The 21,999-nt window shown below is 66.3% G+C and carries 23 protein-coding genes and 2 tRNA genes; 19 read left to right on the top strand and 6 right to left on the bottom strand.

The window, feature by feature from the left end; translation table 11 throughout:
* Positions 1-3: 3 nt before the first annotated feature.
* The 12 genes from ACFVV0_RS14055 to ACFVV0_RS14000 all read left to right on the top strand — a co-directional run bounded on the left by ACFVV0_RS14055 (position 4) and on the right by ACFVV0_RS14000 (position 10,928).
* Positions 4-1,101 carry an ABC transporter permease gene (locus ACFVV0_RS14055; protein WP_387064127.1) on the top strand — a complete coding sequence of 366 codons (1,098 nt, stop codon included), beginning with the start codon at positions 4-6 and terminating at the stop codon, positions 1,099-1,101.
* A gap of 1 nt (position 1,102) precedes the next feature.
* Positions 1,103-2,155, top strand: a complete 1,053-nt coding sequence (locus ACFVV0_RS14050) for an ABC transporter permease (protein ID WP_387064124.1) — start codon at positions 1,103-1,105, stop codon at positions 2,153-2,155.
* On the top strand, positions 2,152-3,843 hold the full coding sequence (locus tag ACFVV0_RS14045; RefSeq protein ID WP_387064122.1) for a dipeptide ABC transporter ATP-binding protein: 1,692 nt from the start codon (positions 2,152-2,154) through the stop codon (positions 3,841-3,843). Before ACFVV0_RS14050 ends, ACFVV0_RS14045 begins: the two co-directional genes overlap by 4 nt.
* Before the next feature lie 9 nt (positions 3,844-3,852).
* On the top strand, positions 3,853-4,704 hold the full coding sequence (locus tag ACFVV0_RS14040; RefSeq protein ID WP_387064119.1) for an ATP-binding cassette domain-containing protein: 852 nt from the start codon (positions 3,853-3,855) through the stop codon (positions 4,702-4,704).
* 63 nt (positions 4,705-4,767) lie between these two features.
* Entirely contained in the window at positions 4,768-5,790 is a 1,023-nt protein-coding gene (locus ACFVV0_RS14035; protein WP_387064116.1) for a D-isomer specific 2-hydroxyacid dehydrogenase family protein, read from the top strand.
* Between the two features lie 82 nt (positions 5,791-5,872).
* Positions 5,873-5,945 (top strand) — tRNA-Asn (locus ACFVV0_RS14030).
* Positions 5,946-6,053: 108 nt separating this feature from the next.
* Positions 6,054-7,214: an acyltransferase family protein gene (locus ACFVV0_RS14025; protein ID WP_387064114.1), complete on the top strand. Its 1,161-nt coding sequence runs from the start codon at positions 6,054-6,056 to the stop codon at positions 7,212-7,214.
* 98 nt (positions 7,215-7,312) lie between these two features.
* Complete coding sequence (locus ACFVV0_RS14020) at positions 7,313-7,528, top strand: hypothetical protein (protein ID WP_387064111.1); 216 nt, start codon at positions 7,313-7,315, stop codon at positions 7,526-7,528.
* A gap of 82 nt (positions 7,529-7,610) precedes the next feature.
* Positions 7,611-8,822: a sensor histidine kinase gene (locus ACFVV0_RS14015; protein ID WP_387064109.1), complete on the top strand. Its 1,212-nt coding sequence runs from the start codon at positions 7,611-7,613 to the stop codon at positions 8,820-8,822.
* Positions 8,819-9,481: a response regulator gene (locus tag ACFVV0_RS14010; protein ID WP_387064105.1), complete on the top strand. Its 663-nt coding sequence runs from the start codon at positions 8,819-8,821 to the stop codon at positions 9,479-9,481. The genes ACFVV0_RS14015 and ACFVV0_RS14010 overlap by 4 nt, the downstream gene beginning before the upstream one ends.
* 142 nt (positions 9,482-9,623) lie before the next feature.
* On the top strand, positions 9,624-9,938 hold the full coding sequence (locus ACFVV0_RS14005) for an SHOCT domain-containing protein (protein WP_387064102.1): 315 nt from the start codon (positions 9,624-9,626) through the stop codon (positions 9,936-9,938).
* 78 nt (positions 9,939-10,016) lie between these two features.
* Entirely contained in the window at positions 10,017-10,928 is a 912-nt protein-coding gene (locus ACFVV0_RS14000) for a sensor histidine kinase (protein ID WP_387064099.1), read from the top strand.
* On the opposite strand, the gene def is transcribed toward ACFVV0_RS14000, so the two are convergent.
* Complete coding sequence (gene def, locus ACFVV0_RS13995) at positions 10,925-11,491, bottom strand: peptide deformylase (RefSeq protein WP_387064095.1); 567 nt, start codon at positions 11,489-11,491, stop codon at positions 10,925-10,927. The genes ACFVV0_RS14000 and def overlap by 4 nt on opposite strands.
* A gap of 40 nt (positions 11,492-11,531) precedes the next feature.
* Here def and ACFVV0_RS13990 point away from each other — a divergent pair, with 40 nt between their 5' ends.
* The 3 genes from ACFVV0_RS13990 (at position 11,532) to ACFVV0_RS13980 (ending at position 13,953) form a co-directional block, all read left to right on the top strand.
* Positions 11,532-12,512: a DMT family transporter gene (locus tag ACFVV0_RS13990; RefSeq protein WP_387064093.1), complete on the top strand. Its 981-nt coding sequence runs from the start codon at positions 11,532-11,534 to the stop codon at positions 12,510-12,512.
* Positions 12,513-12,603: 91 nt separating this feature from the next.
* A complete protein-coding gene (locus tag ACFVV0_RS13985; RefSeq protein ID WP_387064090.1) occupies positions 12,604-13,866 on the top strand; it encodes a glycosyltransferase in 1,263 nt (420 codons plus the stop codon).
* Positions 13,867-13,879: 13 nt separating this feature from the next.
* Positions 13,880-13,953: transfer RNA gene (locus tag ACFVV0_RS13980), tRNA-Ile, on the top strand.
* A gap of 21 nt (positions 13,954-13,974) precedes the next feature.
* Here the strand turns inward: ACFVV0_RS13980 and ACFVV0_RS13975 are convergent.
* The 3 genes from ACFVV0_RS13975 to ACFVV0_RS13965 are packed head-to-tail and all read right to left on the bottom strand — an operon-like array spanning position 13,975 to position 17,150.
* The gene (locus tag ACFVV0_RS13975) at positions 13,975-14,928 is read right to left on the bottom strand and encodes an AraC family transcriptional regulator (RefSeq protein WP_387064087.1); all 954 of its coding nucleotides are present in this window, start codon (positions 14,926-14,928) and stop codon (positions 13,975-13,977) included.
* A gap of 27 nt (positions 14,929-14,955) precedes the next feature.
* On the bottom strand, positions 14,956-15,936 hold the full coding sequence (locus ACFVV0_RS13970) for a CorA family divalent cation transporter (protein ID WP_387064084.1): 981 nt from the start codon (positions 15,934-15,936) through the stop codon (positions 14,956-14,958).
* Positions 15,924-17,150, bottom strand: coding sequence for a PucR family transcriptional regulator (locus ACFVV0_RS13965; RefSeq protein ID WP_387064082.1), 1,227 nt, complete (start codon positions 17,148-17,150; stop codon positions 15,924-15,926). The genes ACFVV0_RS13970 and ACFVV0_RS13965 overlap by 13 nt, the downstream gene beginning before the upstream one ends.
* A 393-nt stretch (positions 17,151-17,543) precedes the next feature.
* On the opposite strand from ACFVV0_RS13965, the gene ACFVV0_RS13960 reads away from it, so the two are divergent.
* The 4 genes from ACFVV0_RS13960 to ACFVV0_RS13945 all read left to right on the top strand — a co-directional run bounded on the left by ACFVV0_RS13960 (position 17,544) and on the right by ACFVV0_RS13945 (position 20,610).
* A complete protein-coding gene (locus ACFVV0_RS13960) occupies positions 17,544-17,957 on the top strand; it encodes a PRC-barrel domain-containing protein (protein WP_387064079.1) in 414 nt (137 codons plus the stop codon).
* Positions 17,958-18,083: 126 nt separating this feature from the next.
* Positions 18,084-18,569, top strand: coding sequence for a hypothetical protein (locus ACFVV0_RS13955; protein ID WP_387064077.1), 486 nt, complete (start codon positions 18,084-18,086; stop codon positions 18,567-18,569).
* A gap of 17 nt (positions 18,570-18,586) precedes the next feature.
* Entirely contained in the window at positions 18,587-20,290 is a 1,704-nt protein-coding gene (locus tag ACFVV0_RS13950) for an ABC1 kinase family protein (RefSeq protein WP_387064074.1), read from the top strand.
* A 56-nt stretch (positions 20,291-20,346) separates the two neighbouring features.
* The gene (locus ACFVV0_RS13945; protein WP_387064071.1) at positions 20,347-20,610 is read left to right on the top strand and encodes a hypothetical protein; all 264 of its coding nucleotides are present in this window, start codon (positions 20,347-20,349) and stop codon (positions 20,608-20,610) included.
* A 6-nt stretch (positions 20,611-20,616) separates the two neighbouring features.
* Here the strand turns inward: ACFVV0_RS13945 and ACFVV0_RS13940 are convergent, their stop codons facing one another.
* Both ACFVV0_RS13940 and ACFVV0_RS13935 read right to left on the bottom strand, forming a co-directional pair.
* Positions 20,617-21,450, bottom strand: coding sequence for an aldo/keto reductase (locus tag ACFVV0_RS13940; protein WP_387064069.1), 834 nt, complete (start codon positions 21,448-21,450; stop codon positions 20,617-20,619).
* Positions 21,451-21,506: 56 nt separating this feature from the next.
* Complete coding sequence (locus ACFVV0_RS13935) at positions 21,507-21,980, bottom strand: hypothetical protein (protein WP_387064066.1); 474 nt, start codon at positions 21,978-21,980, stop codon at positions 21,507-21,509.
* Between the last annotated feature and the right edge of the window lie 19 nt (positions 21,981-21,999).

Genomic DNA, 21,999 nt, shown 5'->3' with positions numbered 1-21,999 from the left:
CTCATGACAGCAACCGTCACCGGCCCGGAGACCCTTGCGGCTCCCGGCTCACGACGTCCGGAGACGAAGCGACGATCGGGTGGCGGCCTCGGCCGCTACATCCTGATCCGGACTCTCCTGATCATCCCGACCATCTTCATCCTCGTCACCCTCGTCTTCTTCCTGATGCGCTCCACGGGTGATCCGATCACCGCGGCACTCGGCGGCAAGCTCACCCCGGGTCAACTCGCCGAGCGCATCCATGAGGCCGGCTACGACCGCCCGCTTATCGTGCAGTACCTCGAATACCTGGGACAGGTCTTCACCGGTAACTTCGGGACGACGCTGAGCGACAACCAGCCGGTCGTCGAAGTGCTCCTGAAGTACGGCGCCGCCACTCTCGAGCTCGCGTTCTACGCTCTCATCGTCGCGTTCATCGTCGGCATCCCGCTCGGTATGGTCGCCGCCTATTTCCGCGACAAGGGGAGGGATGCATCGCTCCGCGTGTTCGCGATCCTCTGCTACGCGACACCCGTGTTCTTCGCCGGAATCCTGCTGAAGCTGGTGTTCTCGATCTGGCTGGACTGGCTGCCGGTCGCGGGACGCGCATCCACCAGCTCCGAGTTGCAGATGCAGTTGCTGCCCAACAAGACGGGCATCTATCTCATCGATGCATTCCAGACCGGGGACCCGGCGATCGTCGGGGATGTGCTGATCCACGCCGTCCTCCCGGCGATCGCTCTCGGCCTCCTCACCGCCGGCGTCTTCCTGCGACTGGTTCGCACCAACGTGATCGGGACGCTGTCGACCGACTACGTTGACGCCGCGCGCTCACGAGGTGTGAGCGAGTACCGTCTGGTGCGCAAGCACGCCTACCGCCCGGCGCTCATCCCGATCATCACGGTCATCGGCCTGCAGATCGCGCTCCTTCTCGGCGGAGCGGTGCTGACCGAGACGACCTTCGAGTGGAAGGGCCTCGGCTTCCAGTTGGTCCACTACCTCCAGGCGCGAGACTTCGTCGCCGTGCAGGGCATGGTCGCGCTGCTCGCCGTCATCGTCGCGCTCACCAACTTCATCGTCGACATCATCGCGGCGCTCATCGACCCGAGAGTGAGGTACTGAGATGGCGGCGAAACGCAGCCTCTGGGATCGCCTCCCCGTCATCCACCAGCTGCGGCAGAGCGTCGGGCTGCAACGGGGGATGCTCGTCGCCGGCCTCAGCATCACCGGCGTCTTCATCGTCCTGGCTCTCTTCGCTCCGCTGATCGCGCCGTACGGGTTCGCTCAGCTGAGGGATGCGAGCGGGCAGTTCGGCGCGCAGCAACCCCCGAGCCCTGCCCACATCTGGGGCACCACGGTCGGTGGCTATGACGTGTTCTCGCGCACGATCTGGGGAACGCAGACCGCGATCGCCGTGATCATCGTCGCGGTCGTCCTGTCGATCTTCGCCGGGATCTTCCTGGGGTTGGTCTCCGGATACCTCGGCGGCTGGCTCGATCGGGTCCTCGTGGTGATCTGCGACGCGATCTACGCGTTCCCGTCGCTCCTCCTCGCGATCCTCGCAGCCATCGTCATCAGCGGCGGTCAGTCGAGTCTGTGGGGCGGCATCCTGGCCGCCGCGATCTCGATCACGGTGGTGTTCATCCCGCAGTACTTCCGGGTGATCCGCGCCGAAGCCGTCCGGATCAAGTCGGAGGCGTACGTGGAGTCGGCCAAGGTCGTCGGCGCGAGCACCTCGCGGATCATGTTCCGTCATGTGCTGCGCAACTCGACCCGCACCCTGCCGCTGATCTTCACTCTCAACTCGTCCGAGGCCATCCTGACCCTCGCGGCGCTCGGCTTCCTCGGCTTCGGAATCCAGCCGACCGCCGCTGCGGAGTGGGGGTACGACCTCAACAAGTCGCTGGCGGATGTGACGAGCGGCATCTGGTGGACCGCGCTCTATCCCGGCCTCGCCATCGTGCTCATCGTTCTGGGCATCACATTGGTCGGCGAGAGCCTGAACGACCTGGCGGATCCGCGTCTGCGCGGCCGGCGGGCCGTGGCGCAGGCGTCCGGTACGGTCGCTGAGACCTCGGTCGTTCCCGGTGGAACCCTGACGGCCGGTCCCGGGGGCCTGGACGGCCTCGAGGGCGGGGAATCCTTCGACGAGCACGGAATCGAGGTCAGACCATGAGCGATGTCGTTCAGATCGACCGCTTGGCGGTCTCCTTCTCCACCGATGCCGGCGCCGTGAAAGCGGTCGACGACGTCAGCCTGCGGGTCGCACCCGGCGAGGTCCTGGCCATCGTCGGCGAGTCCGGCAGTGGCAAGACCGTCACCGCCAAGACGATCCTCGGTCTTCTTCCAGAGACCGCCACGACGTCGGGAGCGGTCATCCTGCGCAGCAAGGACGGCGAGAGCGAGGCGGATGTGGTCAGCCTGACGAAGCGGCAGCTTCGGGAGGTCCGTGGCCCCGATGTCGCGATGGTCTTCCAGGAGCCGTCGTCAGCGCTGAACCCCGTGTATCCCGTCGGCTGGCAGATCGCCGAAGGCCTGAGGGCGCACGAGAAGATGTCGAAGGCCGAGGCCCGCAGACGGGCGATCGAGATCCTCGAGCGGGTCGGCATCCCGGAGCCCGAGAGGCGCGTCAAGTACTACCCGCACCAGTTCTCCGGCGGCCAGAAGCAGCGCATCGTGATCGCCATGGCGCTGGTGCTGAACCCGGGGCTGATCGTGGCCGACGAGCCGACGACGGCGCTCGACGTGACCGTGCAGGCCGAGATCCTCGATCTGCTCCGCCGTTGTCGTGACGAGTTCGGCGCCGCGATCGTGCTGATCACCCACAACATGGGCGTCGTCGCCGATCTGGCCGACCGCGTCGCGGTGATGTACCAGGGCAAGGTCGTCGAAGAGGCGGATGTGAAGACCCTGTTCGCGTCGCCGCAGCACGAGTACACGAAACGGTTGCTCGCCGCAGTGCCGAAGATCGGTCAGGGCCTGTCGTCGACCCAAGACCGCGCGGAGGGCCGCGCGGCCGATTGGGCCGACGTGGTCCCGGTCGTCAAGGCCGAGGGCTTGCGCATCCAGTACCCGGGCCGTCTCGGTCAGCCGGGGTTCGTGGCGGTCGACGGTGTCGATTTCGAGATCCGGCCCGGTGAGGTGCTCGGCCTGGTCGGTGAGAGCGGTTCGGGCAAGACGACGATCGGACGGGCGATCGGAGGCCTCGGCAAGGTCACCGGAGGCTCGCTCAGGGTTCTCGGCGTCGAGATGAACGGCGTACGGGAACGCGAGTTCAAACGAGTGCGGCGCGACATCGGGTTCGTCTTCCAGGACCCGGGCTCGAGCTTCAACCCGCTGCTGACGATCGCCGATTGCGTCGCCGAGCCCCTGGTCGTCCACGGGCGGGCGTCGAGCCCCGCGGATGCGCGTCCCCGCGTCGACGACCTGCTCGAAGCCGTGCAGCTCCCGCGTAGTTACGGCGACCGCTTTCCGCACGAGCTCAGCGGCGGTCAGCGGCAGCGCGCGAGCCTGGCGCGCGCCCTCGCTCTCGAGCCGAGCCTGCTGATCGCCGACGAGCCGACCTCGGCTCTCGACGTGTCGGTGCAGGCGCGCGTGCTCGAGCTCTTCGCCGAGCTGCAGCGGGAGTTCGGCTTCGCTTCGCTGTTCATCAGTCACGACCTGGCGGTCGTCGACATCCTGGCCGACCGCATCGCGGTCCTCCATCGCGGGAAGCTGGTCGAGGAGGGCACCGGCGCCGAGGTTCTCGGCAACCCCCGTGAGCCCTACACGCAGCGCCTGCTCGCGTCTCTGCCGGTGCCGGATCCGATCGAACAAGCCGACCGGCGGGAGGCTTTGCGCGCATTGCGAGCGCAGAGCGCCTAGTGTCGAAGTGTGAGTTCCAAAGCCGCCATCGCTGTCAGTGACCTGTCTGTCGAGTACCCCGCTCGGGGTGCGAGCGCCTCGTGCGTCGCACTCCGCGGGGTCAGTTTCCAGGTCGAGGAGGGTGATGTCCTCGGCATCCTGGGCGAGACGGGATCGGGTAAATCGACGCTGGCGGCGATCCTCGCGGGCCGGGGCCTGCCGATCCGGGCGTCCGAGCCGGGGCCGCGGATTAGCGGCGGCGACGCCTCGGTTCTCGGCCACTCGATGCGCAAGGCGCGCAGACGCGACATCGCCGAGGTGACCTTCCATGTCGGCTACCTGGCGCAGGATGCGGGCAACACGCTGGAGCCGTCGCTGACGGTCTCCCAGAATGTCGCCCTGCCGATCTTCGAACGCGACGAGCACTACAGCCGTCGGGCGGCGGGGGAGAGGGCGGCCACCATGCTCGACACGGTTCACCTTCCGCTGAGCGTGCTCTCCAAGTACCCGTACGAACTGAGTGCCGGCCAGCGGCAGCGGGTCGCTCTCGCCCGCGCGCTCGTGCTCGGGCCGTCGGTGCTGATCGCCGACGAGCCGACGGCTGGCATCGACGCGACGGTCCGCGACGCCGTCATCGACCTGCTCGGCCAGCTGAAGGATCACGCGGGATTCTCCGCCGTCATCGTCAGCCACGACCTGTCCGTGCTGCGCCGGGCGACGACGAAATCGCTCGTCCTGCACGGTGGGCGGGTGGTGGGCTACGGGCCGATCGAGGATGTGCTCGCGCGGCCCGAGCATCCGTTCGTCGCCGGACTCGCCAAGGCACTCAACCCACCCGGTCGACGCACCGAGCGTCGACCGCAGCGCGCCAGCGCCGAGTAGCGAGCGCGGCAGCGTTCCCCTCCGTTCTGTTCCCATCCGTTCGCGTTCGACCTGGAGACGACTATGACCGAATCCCAGCCCACGACCCTCCGCACGACCAGCCAGCACCGAGCTGTGCTGTCGGCCGACGTCACACCCGTTCCTGCCGACCGTCGACCGGAGGCCGGCGCGATCGCCGTACTCCCTCGCCCGAGCGCCGTCTTCGTCGACGCGGTCGAGTCCGGCGGTGGCACGGTCAGCGACCTGTCTGAGGACACGCGCGGGCTCATCTGGCTGTCACCCCGCGGAGCGGACGACCTGGCGGCGGCGCTTGAAGCGCATCCGTCGATCGGCTGGGTCCAATTGCCGTTCGCCGGCGTCGACGCGTTCACTCGGGTCATCGCAGACGAGAAGCACTCCGGCATCCTCTGGACGAGTGCCAAGGGCGCATACGCTGAGCCCGTCGCGGAGCACGCGCTCGCCCTGACGCTGGCACTCCTGCGGGTACTCCCGAAACGCGTGGTGGCTCGCAGCTGGGCAACGGAGCCGGAGGGGCGCTCGCTCTATGGACTCAACGTCGTGATCATCGGCGCCGGAGGTATCGCGCTCGAGCTCATCCGCCTCCTGGCCCCCTTCGACGCGACCATCACCATCGTGCGCCGGTCCGAAACTCCGGTGCCCGGCGCCGACCGAACGGTGGCGACGGATGCGCTGGGCGAGGTGCTCCCCGATGCCGATGTCGTCATCGTGGCCGCGGCCCTGACCGGCGGAACCAGGCACCTCTTCGGCAGCGACGAGTTCACGGCGATGAAGAATACGGCCTACCTCGTCAACATCGCCCGTGGCGGACTGGTCGACACGGATGCGCTGGTCACGGCGCTGGCGTCTGGCACCATCGCCGGAGCAGGCATCGACGTCACCGACCCGGAACCCCTGCCCGACGGACACCCGCTCTGGGACGAGCCGCGGGCCCTGATCACGCCGCACCAGGCCGACACCCCGGAGATGACGGCGCCCCTGCTGGCCGAGCGGATCCGCCTGAATGTCGAGGCTTTCCACGGCGACGGGCGTTTCGTCGGTGTGGTTGATGCGGAAGCCGGCTACTGATCCCGGCACGACGCGCGCGAGAGATGCGCTCGATTTGGCCGTACGCGAATCCTTGATAAAGTAGCTACGCTGTTTCAAGCATTCCTCGATAGCTCAATTGGCAGAGCAGCCGGCTGTTAACCGGCAGGTTCTTGGTTCGAGTCCAAGTCGGGGAGCGATACGGGCCCGGAGGCGATTGTCTCCGGGCCTGTTCACTACCTCCAACCCCTCGGCGACTGGGAGCAGGATTGCTCTGCGCCGCCATCGAAGCCAGGAAGAGGATCGTGCGTAAGACCGAACTCGACTCACTTCGCGGCATAGCGGCATTCGCTGTGCTCCTGTACCACGCCACTGCAGCGTCACTCCACACGTTCTTCGTCGGCGCCAAACTGCAGAGTGTCGACGGTATCTGGCAGAACGCTCTGATGTATTCCCCGCTGCGGATCTTCAGTGCGGGCCCAGAAGCCGTCTGGCTCTTCTTCGCGCTGTCCGGGTTCGTCCTCGTTCGCTCTGCGTCTCGACCGGACTACCGATGGGATGCCTATTACCCGAGCCGGATCATCCGACTGTACGTTCCCGTCATCGGCGCGGTTCTGCTGACCGCGGTGATCTTCCTCGTGATTCCGCACCAGGTCACGCCGGCCAACAGTGTCTTCGTCGGCGGTCTGCCGAACACCTACACGGTCGGGAACATGATCCTCGACTCGACCCTCCTCACAGGCACCAGCGCCGCCAACGTGCCGTTGTGGTCACTCCAATGGGAGGTGCTGTTCTCGCTGTTGCTTCCGGTGGCCGTGCTGCTGGCGAGGAAGTATCCGATCGTCTCTGCGGCGATCGCCGTCGCAGCTTCCATTGCGAGCGTATGGACGGGGTCGCTGTTCCTTCTGTACATGCCGATGTTCGTGATCGGAGCAGTACTCGGATACAACTGGGAAGCGATTGACAAGCGCCTGGGCGTTCTCCGCCTGGGAGGGCTTCGTGGCGCGCTCATCGGAGGGGCCGGCCTGGTGCTTGCGATCTGCCTCATCACTTCGGCCTATTCGTTCCACTTCCTCGTTCGCCCGGATGATTTCTGGAACGTCAACGTGGCAAGTACGATTTTCACGGTCGCAAAGCTTGCAGGCATAGCCATGGTGTTCGCGCTCGCGATCGCATGGGCACCCCTGCGAACACTGCTGCGAGTGAAGCCACTTGTGGCCCTTGGCACGATCTCGTTCAGCCTCTATCTGACGCACGGTCCTATCGTCATCGGTTTGGCCTTCCTTCTCGGCCCCGGCATCGTGACGACGATTCTTCAGATCGTCACGAGCATGGTCGTTGCGATCATCTTCTACCTCCTGGTCGAAAGGCATGCGCACCGTCTCTCCCGGTTGGTCGCTCGACGGATCCGCGAAGAGAAGCCGGAGAAGTCCACTGCAGAGACCGTGTCCAGCCTGTCGTCTTAGAGGAACGCCGGAGTATGTCCCCCGGGGCATATACGGCTGCACCGAATGTTCACCCGTCGGCGCTGGGCACGGAGACCCGGAGCGCGTACGCTCGCGCCATGACGATGGACAACGGTGAAGGCCGCTGGAGCGACGACGAGTCCCGGCCGGGGATCGATCCGGATCAGATCGTGCACGACTTCGAGATCGACGACGCGGAGAATCTCGAGGCGCGGGAGGACGAGGCGACCGACATTGCCTTGGCCGCACCGGGCGGGATCGTGTTCGGCGAACGCTACGACGACGAAGGCTTCGACGCCGAGCACAATCCGTGATTCTGCTGCTACTCCTCCGGGAGTAGGCGGGGAGCACCTCCCGGCGGATGGGATGTTCAGCCGCGCTCGTTAGCATTGGCAGATGCCGTGGAACGCGAACGAGGAGGCCTGGTTCGCGCGCGCCGCGAACGGCTGGGGCCGGCGGCGTCCGCCTTCGGCTCGCTGGATCCCTGTCGTCGTCGCACTCCTGGTTCAGCTTCCCGGTCTCGTCATCGCAGCTTTTCACGCGCGCGAGGATGTGCTCACCCTCGTCTTCGTGGCGCTCGCGTTCGCCTCGTCCTTCGTTCTCGTCGCCGCACGCCAGCATCCGGGGCCCGTCGTCGCGATCGTCGGCGCCCTGTGCGTCCCGGCCATCGCTGCGACGACCGGTCCGCCCGTCTCGGCGATCCCGCTTGCTCTTGCCGTTGTCAGCGCGGTCGCGCGCGGCGCCCGGGTCTGGGCATGGGGGACGCTCGCGGGCTTCGCCGTGATCGGCCCGCTCGGCGCCTATCTGCTGGCGGGACACCCGACCGCGATCATCCGGCCGCTCATCGTCGCGCTCATCCTCTGCCTCCTGGTCGGGGTCGGCGAGGCGCTGCGCAACCGTCGTGAGCGTTATCACGAGGTCGCCCAGCGCATCGCCGCCCGCCGGGAGTCCGCTGCCGAAGCGGAGCGCCTGCGCATCGCCCGCGAACTGCACGACGTGCTCGCGCACTCGCTCTCGCAGATCAGCGTGCAGGCCGGTGTGGGACTGCACCTGTTCGACACCCGCCCCGACAAGGCCAAGGAGAGCCTCGCGGCGATCAAAGCGACCAGCAGCCAGGCACTCGAAGAGGTGCGCGGTGTGCTCGGCTTCCTCCGTTCCGAGGGCTACCCGACCTCGTACGCGCCCGAGCCCGATCTCGATCGCATCCCGGTGCTCGTCGAGACGTACACCCGCGCCGGGCTCGACGTGAGCTACGACGAAGATCTGCACAGCATCCCGGCGCCCGCGATACAGCTCGCCATCTACCGCATCGTGCAGGAGTCGCTGACCAACGTGGGCCGGCACGCTCAGGCCAAGACGGTGCATATCGCTCTGGGTGAGTCCGCCGGAGAGTACGTCGTCACGATCGCAGATGACGGACGCGGACTTCCCGACGGCGTGAGCGAGAGCGGCAGGGGCATGCTCGGGATGCGCGAACGGGCCGAACTCCTCGGCGGCCGTTTCGAGGTGGGTGCGGGAGACGAGGGCGGCGTCATTGTCACCGCGCACATCCCGGCGCGTGCGGCCGCCACCAACACAGGGTGGACCCGCGCGGAGACGACCACGTGATCCGTGTTCTGCTGGCCGATGACCAGCATCTCGTGCGTGCAGGCTTCCGTGCGCTCCTGGAGGCCGAAGACGGCATCGACGTGATCGGGGAGGCGTCCACGGGCCGCCAGGCTGTGGCGATCGCTCTCGAGACGCATCCCGACGTCGTGCTGATGGACATCCGGATGCCCGACGGCGACGGCTTGTGGGCCACCGAGCAGATCGTGGGCGAGCCCGCACTCGCGGGTACGCACATCGTCATCGTGACCACGTTCGAGCTCGACGAGTACGTCGCTCACGCCATCACCGCGGGTGCGAGCGGCTTCCTGGTGAAGGACACGGAGCCTGTCGACCTGATCCGTGCGGTCCGAGTGGCTGCGGCCGGAGACGCGCTGCTCTCTCCCGGCGTCACCAGGCGGCTGCTCGAACGTGTCGCCGGCGGATTGAAGCCGGCGCCCCCGACGAGCGAGCTCGACGCCCTCACGGAGCGCGAGCGCGAAGTCCTCGCCCTGGTGGGACTCGGCCTCACCAATGGCGAGATCGGCGAGCGCCTCTTCCTGAGCCCCCTGACCGCGAAGACGCACGTCTCACGCATCATGACGAAGCTGGATGCGCGCGACCGGGTGCACCTCGTCGTGGTCGCGTACGAGAGCGGTCTCGTCCAGCCCGGCTGGCAGTAGTCTCGCATCCCCGTCCGCATACCTGCTCCTGGGGGAGTACTGCAGGTCACTCCGTCCGGCGGATTCGGTCGGCGGCGCATCCGGCGAGGCTGAGGTGACGGTTCGCAGAGCGCGGGCCGCAACGCACCGATTGGATCCCACCATGCTCAGCACTCTCGCTGCAACGACCGCCGCCACCCACTGGGTCGGCCCGTGGGGAGGCGGCTTCGGCTGGTTCTTCCTTCTGATCCCGCTGTTCTGGATCGCCGTCTTCGTTCTGATCTTCACCTTCGCGGGGCGTCGCTGGCGCCGTGCCGCGGCGGCCGGTGGTGGCTACGGCTACGGTCGCGGCCCCAGCAGTCCCAGCCGATCGGCCGAGGCCACCCTCGCCGAGCGTTTCGCCAAGGGTGACATCGACGAGGTCGAGTATCGCGCCCGACTCGAAGTGCTGCGGGCCAATCGCGAGAACCAGGGCTGACACTCCGCAGAGCCCACCGCCGACCGCGCCGGGTAAACTCGTTCGGGCCGTTCGCGTGAACGGCCCGAAGGGACACCTATGAACGGCTTGTCGTCGACCGATGCCGGCAACCTGGCGCTCGTGTTCGCCATCGTCGGCGGTGTGCTCCTGCTGGTCGCAGTTGTGTTGCTCGTGCTCTGGCTGCGGTCGCGCGCCGCGCTTCGACGGCTCCGCAACGCCCGCGAGGAGTCGGAGTGGGACCGCATCGACCGCGAGCTGGAACTCGCGGAGCACGCCGGCCGGTTCCGCATCATCCGGGAGCTCCAGGATGTGGCGGTGCAGGCCGTCTCCAAGCTCGTGGCCGAGTCGCAGGGCATCCGTTACTCTGCGGCGACCGACCCCGAAGCGGCGGCCCGGTCGGCCGTCGTGCTGGAGTCGACCGCCCGGGATGCCCTGGCCGACCTCCGCCGCGTGCAGTCGATCGTGCGCGAGGGGGAGTCCGCGGCCCTTCCCCAGCCCAGCCTGCACTCCGTCCGCGATCTCTTCCGCGTGATGCGCGATGCCGGGCTGGACGTCACCTTCACCGAAAGCGGTGACCGCTTCGACCTCCGGCCCGGCGCAGAACTCGCCGTCTTCCGCATCGTGCAGGGGATGCTCGAGAACGCTCTCAAACACGGCGGTGCGGGTACCGCGGTCGCGGTCGCCTTCGCGTGGACCGGGGAAGGCCTGCAGGTGAGCGTCGACGACGACGGCATCCGCTCGGCCGCGCGTCGTGCAGGGCTCGCGCCCGACGAGGTCGACCGCGCCACCCGGTACACGATCGACGACGACCTGGCCGCTCTGACCGCGCAGTTCGAGGGTGCGGGGCTCACGGAGATGCGCGAACGGGCGGCGCTGTTCGGCGGCATGCTGAACGCCACCACGGTTCCGGGTGTCGGGTTCTCGATCTCAGCTGTCTTCCCGGCTCTCCGTTTCCACAACGGGGTGCACGGAGTGAACCTGGGGCGTTAGTCCTCCAGGTGGTCGCGGCCCGGCAGCCAGCTCAGACCGGGAACGCCCCAGCTGTTCTTGCGCGACGCCTTCGCGGCCGCCTTGCTGAACGGATGCGTCAGCCGATCGACGTAGATCACCCCGTCGAGGTGGTCGTATTCATGCTGGAAGATGCGCGCGAGCCAGCCGTCGGTGCGAACCTCGAACGGCTCCCCATCGAGGTCGACGGCACGCAGGAGCGCGCTCTCCGCACGGCGCAATGGAAAGCGTTCGCCGGGGAACGAGAGGCAGCCCTCCGACTCGAGGTCCTCGTCGAGTTCCTCGGTGGAGGTCGGTGAGATCCAGAGCTCGGGGTTGATCGCGACGCCGCGGTGGAGCACATCGTCGTCGTCCGTCCAGCCGTAGACGAAGAGGCGCAGCGGGACACCGACCTGCGGGCCGGCCAGCCCGACCCCCGGGGCGGCATCCATCGTCTCGAACATGTCGGCGACGAGCGTGCGCAGATCGTCGTCGAACTCCGTGACGGCGGCAGCGGGGGAGTGGAGGACGGGATCTCCGGAGATCCGGATGGGGAGGACGGCCATTCAGCAAGAATATCGGCTGGAAACTGGGTAGGGTCGTGGGGTGGGTACGGCGCTGATGGATCTGACGCAGGAGATCGCTCTCGAACCGAGCGCCTTCATCGGCATCCCCATCGCCCTGGTCGGAGCCTGCTTCCTTTCGATCGGCGCCCAGCTCCAGCACCACGGGGTCGCCAAGGTCGAGGCGAACACCCAGCAGGCCGACTCCGGTCTGAGTCTCAATCAGCTCCGGCTCCTGCTTGCGCGACCGTCGTGGGTGATCGGCACGGTGATGCTCGGTCTCGCGATCATCTTCCAGCTCGTGAGCCTCTCGCTCGCCCCCATCATCGTGGTGCAGCCGCTGGGTGCCATCGCCCTGGTGGTCACGGCCATCCTGAACGCCCGGGTCAGTCATGTGAAGCTGAACCGCACGTCGATCATCGCGATCTGTCTCTGCGTTGGCGGCGTGGGGGCTTTCGCGATCCTCGCGGCGTTCACCGCCCGGGATGTGCCCGTGTCGAGCCAAGCGCTCGTGCAGATCCTCGTCATCCTCGCAATCGTGCTCGTCGCCTTCGGGGTGGCCTTCTACTTTCTGCGGTCGCGCTTCAAGGCGGTCATCTACGTCGTCGGCGCCGGAGTGCTGTACGGCTTCGTCGCCACCCTCGCCAAGGTCGTGATCGACCGCATCAGCAACGCCGAGTGGGACTGGCTGCTCGTGCTGTGCATCATCGCCCTGCTCGCGGCGGCCGGTCTCGGCGCGTACTTCGTGCAGAACGCGTACTCCTCCGGGCCGCCCGACCTCGTCATCGCCGGGCTGACAGTGATCGATCCGCTCGTGGCTGTCACCATCGGCATCGTCATCCTCGACGAGGCCGCGCAGGCGCCGTTGTGGGCGATGATCGGCTACGTCGTGACCGGTGCAGTCGCGGTCTACGGCGTGTTCCTGCTCGCCCGGCACCACCCCCAGACCTTGGAGCTCGTGCCCCCCGCCGCGCCGACAGCGGTCCCGGTTTCCGACACTTCGACCGATTCCGGCTTAGACTAAGCGACTGAATCAGCCGGTCGGGCTCCGTCCGGCCGAGCGAAGACCATCGCCGGATTCACTTTCCCGGCCCACCAACGTAGGGATCCACCACGTGCCCGATTCGAGCGGACCGCATAGTTCCACGCCCGCCCAACCGGCGAGCGCCGCGAAGAAGCCCTTGACCGTCCTGATCGGCGCCGACACCTTCGCGCCCGACGTGAACGGCGCGGCGCGCTTCGCCGAGCGCCTCGCGGCGGGTCTCGTCGCCCGCGGCCACGACGTCCACATCATGGCGCCGGCTGCGAGCAGCAAGCACGGCACCTGGGTCGAGGAGCACGAGGGCCAGCAGATGACGGCCCACCGCCTCTACAGCTGGCGCTGGTACCCGCACGACTGGCTGAGGTTCGCCATCCCGTGGCGCATCAAGCAGAACAGCGCCCGCGTGATCGACGAGGTGCGGCCCGACGTCGTGCACTTCCAGTCGCACATCGTGGTCGGCCGTGGCCTGTCGATCGAAGCCCAGAAGCGCGGCATCCGGATCATCGGCACCAACCACTTCATGCCCGAGAACATGCTCGAGTTCACGATGATCCCCAAGGGCATCCAGGAGTGGGCGATCGGGCTCGCCTGGAAGGCGGCCAAGCGCACCTTCGGTCGCGCAGAGGCTGTGACGACCCCCACCCAGAAGGCGGCACAGTTCCTCGAGAAGTTCACCGGTCTCCGCGGTGTGCACGCCATCTCGTGCGGCATCGATGCGAGCAACTACACGCCGGACTTCTCCGCGCGAACCGAGAACCGCATCCTGTTCGTCGGCCGGGTCACCGGTGAGAAGCAGATCGACGTGCTCCTGAACGCCGTCAAGAAGCTCCCCGCGGCGCTGGATGCGAAGCTCGAGATCGTCGGCGGCGGCGACCAGCTGAAGAACCTCCAGCACCTGTCCGAGTCCCTCGGCATCTCCGATCGGGTCACATTCACCGGCTATGTGACGGATGAGGAGCTGCGGCAGGCGTACACGCGCGCCTCGGTCTTCGCCATGCCGTCCATCGCCGAGCTGCAGTCGATCGCGACCATGGAGGCGATGGCGTCGGCTCTCCCCGTCGTCGCCGCGGACGCGATGGCCCTTCCGCATCTGGTCCACGACGGCGAGAACGGCTACCTCTTCACGCCGGGCGACGCCGACGACCTCGCCGAGCGCCTCGAGCACGTGCTCACGCTGCCGAAGGACCAGCTCGACACGCTCAAGAACGCGTCCCTGCGCATCGTCGCGGCACACGACATCCAGCGCACCATCAGCACGTTCGAAAGCCTGTATCGTGGTGAGCCGGTGGCCGACCCGGTGACGGATGCGGCCAATCCAGTGGCCTCGTCCGAATAGACGAGCGCCACACGGGGCGGTAGCTCAGCTGGTTAGAGCATCGGACTCATAATCCGCCGGTCACGGGTTCAAGTCCCGTCCGCCCTACAATTCTGTCGGTCGCGCAACTCACGCCGTGCGGTGTATTCGGCGCCACTCCCGAGGAGAAGTGCCGTACCAACGGCGGAACGACCGCGAGAAGTGGGCTTGATCGGCATAGCCGGTCCGGTGAGCGATGTCGGCGATCGAGAGGTCGTGGGCCGAATCAGTGAGCAGTCCGGCCGCAGTGTGCGCGCGCTGTTCGCGGATCCAGTCGCCGAGTGACAGGCTCTCGCGGGCCAGGACCGTGTAGAGGTATCGGACCGAGATGCTGTGCGCGTGAGCGATGCGGGCGGCGGAGAGTCCGTGGTCGAACAGGTGCAGTCGCACGTACTCCATGATTCGGGGGAACAGGGTGTCGGCGAGCGGTTCTCTCGCTCGCGCCGCGTCACCCCCGGCTGACGAGATCACGCCGCGCACCATGTCGATGATCGGCGTGGAGAGCACGTCCATCGCTTGGTCGCCGCCTCTGATCGACTGGTGCACCACCCGCATCAGAAAGCCCGAGACCGTGGAAGCCAACGCCTCGTCGATCTGCAGACGAGAGGCCAGGAGCGGGTCGACAAGCCTGTCGGGCAGACCCAAGGTCCGGTACGGGATGACGATCGAATATCGATGGCTGGATCCCCATTGGCGAGCGTCGAGCTCGTACCGGGTGGAGGTGAGCACCATGTGTGTCGGCGGAAGCGAGACGTGGTGACCGTTCTGCTGCACAGCACTCGTACCCGTGTTTGTCATGCTGAAGACCAGCAGATCCGGGTCGCTTGCACCAGGCCTTGTTCGTCGATGAACTGAACTGTCGACACCGTCGACAAGGATCTCGGCGACACCGAGTTCCCCGATTCGCCCGGCACCGAAATGGCCGCTGAGCCCGCGGTCGTGGCCGACCCGAAACTCGGCGGGAGCATCTCCGTCTCGAAACCAGGACGTCACTGTCTCGGCGCGCTCATACTGCGGGACATCGACGAGGGAGTGCACAACCATGACTTCGACTACTGCTTTCCGTTGCTGCTACAGCCATCCGCGATGCTTGAGCCGGATGTACGCACAGATCTCGATGAGGAGGATGACGAGAGCGATGGCGACCCATCCGTAGACCAAGTTCGTGCCGGGAAGGTTCTTGAAGTTCATCCCGTAGAGGCCCGAGATGACCGCCGGAATCGCGAGCATCGCCACGATCGCGGAGATCTTTCGGGAGTCGCCGCCCTGGGCGCTTGCGATCGCGTTCTCGTGAGTGGCGATCACGCCATGGAGCGCGGCCTCCTGGTCGGCGCAGAGCTGACTCACTCCCGCCAGGTCGTCGATGAGATCCTGAATGAACGATTCACGGTCACGAGTCCCCGCGGTCAGTTCATCAAGCCGATCCTTGTTGCTGGAGAATGCGATCGCGAGAGTCGAGACGGCCCGTGTCACTTTGCCGATCCGTTTGCGCAGCCGATAGATCCGCTTCGGGTCATTGCGGACTGTCTCGTCGAACACCTGATCCTCGAGCTCTTCCAACTCGGATTCGTTCAGGCTCGCCCGAACGACGTAGCCGTCGATGATGCTCGAGACGATCGCGTGAACTCCGCTCATCACGCCGCCCGCAAGGCCCTTGGGCGCAGCGTCGAGAACGGCGGAGAGGTCGACGTGTTGCGTGTCAGATCCGCGCTGAATCGTGACGAGGAGACCCGGGCGAGCAAAGATGAACGTCTCGCTGATGACCAGCTCGTCCGAGCTCGACGCGCATCCGACTTCCCACATCGCGATGAAGAGGTGTTGCTCGAACCACCGCACCTTGGGATGCAGCCGGGTGGCCGTCGCATCCCCGACCGCGAGCGGATGCAGACCGAGCTCCTTCCCAAGCTCGGTCATCCCTGCGGGGTCGGGACTCGACACCTCCACCCAGACGAAGCCCCCGCCTGTGCTCGCGACGGCGATCCCCTCACCGGGCGGACCCTCAGCGCCGGTCGGCACACCGTTCGCGTCGAAGGCACGGATCACCCGTTGCATCCATCATCCCTTCGTTCGGTCGCACGAGGATCATCGGGCGAACGTCTGCCGTGGGGGAGCGAGACGACGGCCAGGTACAGCTCGGCGGTATCCCGCGGATCGGACAGGCTTCTCAGAGTGAGGGTTTCAAGCCGGTGCAGACGGTTGCGCACCGTGTTGGAGTGGACGAACATCGCCCGGGCCGTCGCAGCGACAGAACCGCCCGTGCCGAACCACGTGCGAACGGTGTCGAGGATCACCGCTTGTTCGGATTCGGGAAGTCGGAGAACCTGGGAGAGCACGATGGCTGACAGTTCCGACGCGACGTCGGGTGCGCCGGCGGCCATGGTATTGATCGCGAAGTCGGAGAAGAAGGTCACCTGACCTTCTTCGGAGGCTGCGAGGGATGTGCGGGCCAGCCGGACCGCCTGCGCGGCGTGCCCGAAGTCCTCGGTGACCGAGCTGATCCCTGCCCGCACCTGGTAGTGCTGCAGAGCCTTCCGCACGAGTCGGATCTGTTCGTAGAAGCAGGAGACGATTCCGAGCTCGACATCGGAACGTAGCAGCCACGCCGACTCCAGACCCCCGTCAAGCAGGCGCCGATCGATGTGGGGAGCAGGAACGTGGCCGTCCCCTTGCGCCTCGATCGCGACGACGACGTAGGGCCGGTTGCGAGGGAGGCCCAGCCTGTCGACAGCTTGCCAGAGCGTGGAGTTCGGCTGATCGCGTCCGCTCAGCACGGTGTCGATGAGTGCAAATCGTTCGCGCTCGCCGTTGATGAGTCGGAGCTCTTCTTCGTCGCGGTACCCGGCGCTCATCAGTCGGACGAACTCGTCGTTCATCGTCCACACCTGCCCGGTGACCGAAATGAGGTCAGCATCGGAGGCCGACCCGGATGCCCGGCCGTGGTCGACGATCTCACCCCAGATGAACTCCGAGCCGACCCGGATGGCGTCGAGCACGTCGGGGAGCGGGAAGTTCGCCCGTGCACGGGACGCCCCGATCATCCGAATGGTCTTATCGCGTTCGGGATCGGGCGTACCCAGCGTGGAGATGAAGCCGACATGCGCCGTGCACGAATCCAGCAGTTCCTGGTCGGTTACGGGCGACGGTTCGCGATAGCTCGGCACTCGCCGCCTGATGGATCCCGCCAGTCGAGAGGGAAGGTCGGTCGCGGTCGCCAACAGCGACGATGTCAGTGCCGGGAGGAGGTCGGGAGTATGCGGCTCGGTCATGGCTGTGTCCGGTCGATTCCACAGGGACACGCCGTGGAGTCGCCCGTTCGGGATGACTCGAGCGCGCTGTCAACCAGGTATGTCACGTCGATCCAATAGGTCACCGGGGCATCAACACCGGGCATGGATACAGAGATGGCCGGCTGGGGGTCATTCATCGGCTCTCCGATCACGGGTTGGAAAAGTGACAGAACCGATATTCGCGTGGCCCCCGCTCGGGGGCAATGGAATCGATGACACGGTTGGGCGCTCTGAAATGTGCGCCGGAACAATGTGCACGAATTGGAGTTTCATCGTTCACGCTCGTACAAGATTCCGGCCGCGTCCCTTCCTAGCTTGGTGAGGGCGTCGAGCAATCGATGCGTCTCGACACCGAACTGAGGAGAAAGAGAAATGGCTACGTACAACCCCAACGAACTGGTCCGACTGAGCGATACCGACGAGGTGACTCTCGACCCTGACGCGGACATCCGCGGCCGCAAGGTCGTAGACAGTGCCGGAGAGGATCTCGGGAAAGTCGACGATCTGCTGGTCGACCAGACCACCAACAGAGTTCGTGCCCTGGTCGTCAACCACGGCCACCTCTTCTCCAAGACGACGTCGGCGATCCCCGTCGATGCCGTTGCGCGGATCACGGCCGACGAAGTCGTGATCGACCGGAACAAGGACAAGATCGGTGGAGCGCCGGCGTACGACCCGACTCTCGTCTACGACGAGGCCTACTACGTCGACGTGTACGGCTACTACGGCTACGCGCCCTACTGGTACGACGAGTACGTCTACCCCACGTATCCCTACTACGTGTGACCCGATCGGCACGGCCAGGGATCCGCTGAGTTTCCTGGCCGCGCTGGCCTTCTGCTGCCGTCCCGGCCACGTGGTGTCTCGGCGACGCCACGCTCATACGAAGAACACCTCACGAAAGGACAACACATGGCACTATCAGACCTCATTCTCCAGCTCGGGACTCAGGCCAAGGATCTCGAAGAATCCGCATCAGCCCTGCACGCCGACAATGACGCGAAACTGAAGGCCCGCGCGAGCGAACTGCACGAGTCGCTGTCGAAGATCAAGGGCACGCTCGGCCAGAGGCTCGAGGCCGACTCGGACGCCACCGCCGACCGGTTGGCGGGGCTGCAGCGCACCGTTTCCGACGGCTTCGAAGCACTCCGCGCCGAAGCCGCCGCTCGTACCACCGATCCGGCCGAGCAGGCAGGGGCCACAGCGGGGCAGGCAGAGCTCGACGCGGCGAATGCGATCGATTTCGCCGTTCACGCCCTGCAAGAAGCGGAGTACTACCTGCTCGCCTCTGCGGCTGCTCGGGGAAACGACGGTCTCACGGACGCCGAGGTCACTGTCGACGGGGTCGTGGTCACGGATGGCGAGAACGCGACCGCCGACGAAGAACCGACGAAGTAGGCAGGAGGGCCGCGAGAATGAGCGACGTCGCAGGAGTGATGGTACGTCAACGACACCGGATATCGGAGATCGCGAGAGTGCTGCGCCGGTACGGCTTCGCGCGTCTCGCGGCCAACGCCGCTGCGGCGACGGGCGAGAGCGGAAGTGCCCGCGCATCCTTCGCCGAGCGGAACGCCGACCCCGCGCTCGTGCAGATGAGCGCGGGCGCCCGCCTCCGGTCTGCGCTCTCGGAGCTCGGCACGACCTGGATCAAATTCGGCCAGATGCTGAGCCTGCGTCCCGACATCGTCGGTGTCGACGTCGCCGATGAGCTTTCGAAGCTGCAGGCGGCCGTACCGGCGGATGCGCCGGGGCTGGCAGAGAAGCGTGTTGCCGGTGCTCTGGGTATGCCGGTCGCCGATGCCTTTGCGACCTTCGAGAGCGACCCGATGGCGTCAGGCTCCGTCGCGCAGGTGCATCGCGCAATCCTCGACGACGGCACCCCTGTCGCTGTCAAGGTGCTCCACGACGGAGCCGAGGAACGTGTCGTCAGCGACCTCGAACTGATGAGCGCCCTCGCCACGTTCGCCGAGGCCAACGACCCGGAGCTCGCACGGTTCTCACCGACGACGCTCGTGGCCGAGTTCGACACCATGATGCGAGCGGCCATCGACCTGACGCAGGAGTTGGACAGCCTGAAGACGTTCCGGGCGAACTTCGCCGAAGAACCGGACGTTCTCATCCCGAAGCCGTACCCGGAGCGGTCCGCCAAGCAGGTGCTCACGATGGAGCTGATGACCGGGCGGCCTTTCGCCGATCGCGCGGCGCTCGAGCGGGACGGCTGGGATGTCGACGCCTTGAGCCGTCGCGCCTCGGACATCTACCTCGAGATGGTGTTCCGCGACGGCATCTACCACGCCGATCCGCACCCCGGGAACTTCCTACTTCCAGACCCCGAGCACATCGCGATCCTTGATTTCGGCGACGTGGGGCGGCTCACCGGCGCCAGAAAGGAGCAGCTCGAGGACCTCCTGCTGGCCGTGTCGAAGAGGAGCGTCGATGGCGTCACGGATGCGGTCATCGAGATCACCGACGCCCCGGCCGACGTCGACGTCAATGCGCTTCGGGGCGACATCGACCTGTGGCTGAGCCGGTATCTCAAGGGAAGCGTCGCCGACCTGGACACTTCCGGGATGCTGCGATCCGGTTCCGCCCTGCTTCGCAAGCACAGACTCACTTTTCCGTCCGACCTCGCGCTTCTCTTCCGGGTGCTGCTGCGGCTCCAAGGCCTCGGCCAGCGGCTGGGCACATCTCAGTCGATCACCGATCTGCTCGAGCCCTACCTTCGCAGGATGACGCTGGAACGGCTCGATCCCCGGCGTCTTGCCCACCGTCTCGTGCGGGCGACGAAGTCCTGGGAGCGGTTGCTCACCTCCCTGCCCGACGACGTGCGCAAAGTGTTCGGGCAGCTGCGTGCAGGTACGGTCGCGGTCGACTTCAAGGTGCACGACACCGACGGTTCCGTGCCGCAGCTCGTCGACGGCATCCTCGCCAGCGCATCGATCCTCGCGGCATCTCAGCTGCTTTCGCGCAAGACGGGCCCGCTGATCGCGGGCGTATCCGTCCCGGGTGCCGTGAGCGTCGCCGTCGGGGTCGTCACGTGGCACCGGCTGCAGATGAAGCGGCCGGGATACCGCAAAACCGTGACCCGCATCCTGAACGCGGTGAAGCCTCGCTCATAGGGCCCGACGGAAGTCCTCCCCTCGCCACGCCCACAGGACCGGTGTCTAGTGGGGACATGACCCAGCACAACACCTTCGTGTACGTCGACATCGGATTGAGGGTGACCGAGCTTTCGCCCACTCAGTGGCGTGTGAGCGATACGCGACGCCCGGATGAGGGCGAGGGTTCGTCCCCCATCGGTTTCATCGAGCAGACGGAGGCCGGGTTCGAAGTCACCGACCCCGGTGAGCCGGGTCGCCGTATCCGGTTCCGCACCTTCACCGAAGCGATGACGATGCTGAGCCGACGCCGAGGGTCGGATACCAGCGACCCGGCTTGAAGCCGACTAGTTGATGTCAGCCGGGTTACCGCCGACGCGACGATTCTCGTCGAGCGCGTCGATGGAAGCCATCTCCGCTTCGTCGAGCTCGAACCCGAACACGTCGAAGTTCTGGGCCATGCGCTCACGCCGGTTGGACTTCGGGATGACGATGTTCCCGGACTGCAGATGCCAGCGCAGAACCACCTGGGCGGGCTGGACGCCGTGCGCCGCGGCAGCACTCTGGATGGCGGGCAGGCCGAACAGGTCGTACTTGCCCTGGCCGAGCGGACCCCATGCTTCGGTGTGGATATCGTGTTTCGCCTGGAATTCCTTCAACTCGCGCTGCTGGAAGATCGGATGCAGTTCCACCTGGTTGACGGCGGGAACGACATCGGTCTCGGCGAGCAACCGCTCGAGGTGCGGCACGAGAAAATTGCTGACCCCGATCGAACTCGCACGACCATCCGCCGCGAAGGTCTCGAACGTGCGCCACGTGTCGACGAAGAAGTCGTTGGCCGGCATCGGCCAGTGGATCAGGTACAGGTCGAGGTAGTCGAGTCCGAGCGCGCTGAGGCTGCGAGCGAAAGCGCCCTCCACGTCGCGCGCCTTGTGGTGGTCGTTGCGCAGCTTGGTGGTCACGAAGATCTCTTCACGCGGAATCCCCGAAGCCCGGAGGGCAGCACCGACCTCGGCCTCGTTGTTGTAACCGGTCGCCGTGTCGATGTGGCGGTAGCCGACCTCGAGGGCGTCTTCGACCACACGCTGGGTGTCGGCCGGGTCGACGAGGAAGACCCCGAATCCGAGCTGCGGAATCTTCTTACCTGAGTTGAGCGCGATTGTGGGCACCGAGTTCGTCATGCTTCAGAGCGTACGAGTCGCGCGTCGAACCGTCCAATAGGTGAAAGCGCAGGGATTCAGAAGCCAGTCTTCTCGGACTTCCGGTCACGGTCACGGTTTGGCGCCGTTGCCGAACGATCCATGGAGGGTGGTGCCCTTGAACACCGCACATGCGGTGTCTTCGCGAGCAGCGAGAGCCCCTGAGCCACGTCGATCGACGTCTGGATCGGGATCGTCTGGTCGAAGGTGCCGTCGTAGTGCACGGTGGTCGCGATGTGCCCGGACGCGGCCGGGACGGCCAGTATCAGGCGCACACCCGTCCAGGCGATGTGCTTGGCCATCGTCGTCGGGACGGCTGCGGCCTCGGCCGGGGTCGCATTCGGGGACATCATGACGGTCACCGCGGTCGAGAAGTGATTCGAGACGACCAGGCATTCCGGGCGGTCCGGGTCGGGTGAGGTCGTCTGTGCGTTCGACGTCTTCTCGAACACCATATCGACGGCGGCAAGGTCATCCACGGCGCGGACGGCGGTTCGGACTTCTTCGGCCACTCGCGAATCGAGGGTCGCC

Source organism: Leifsonia sp. NPDC058230, assembly GCF_042882245.1.
In the GTDB taxonomy this organism is placed as follows: Bacteria; Actinomycetota; Actinomycetes; order Actinomycetales; family Microbacteriaceae; genus Leifsonia.
Note: the sequence above shows the minus strand (reverse complement) of the source record. Positions and strands in the feature narration are given on the sequence as shown.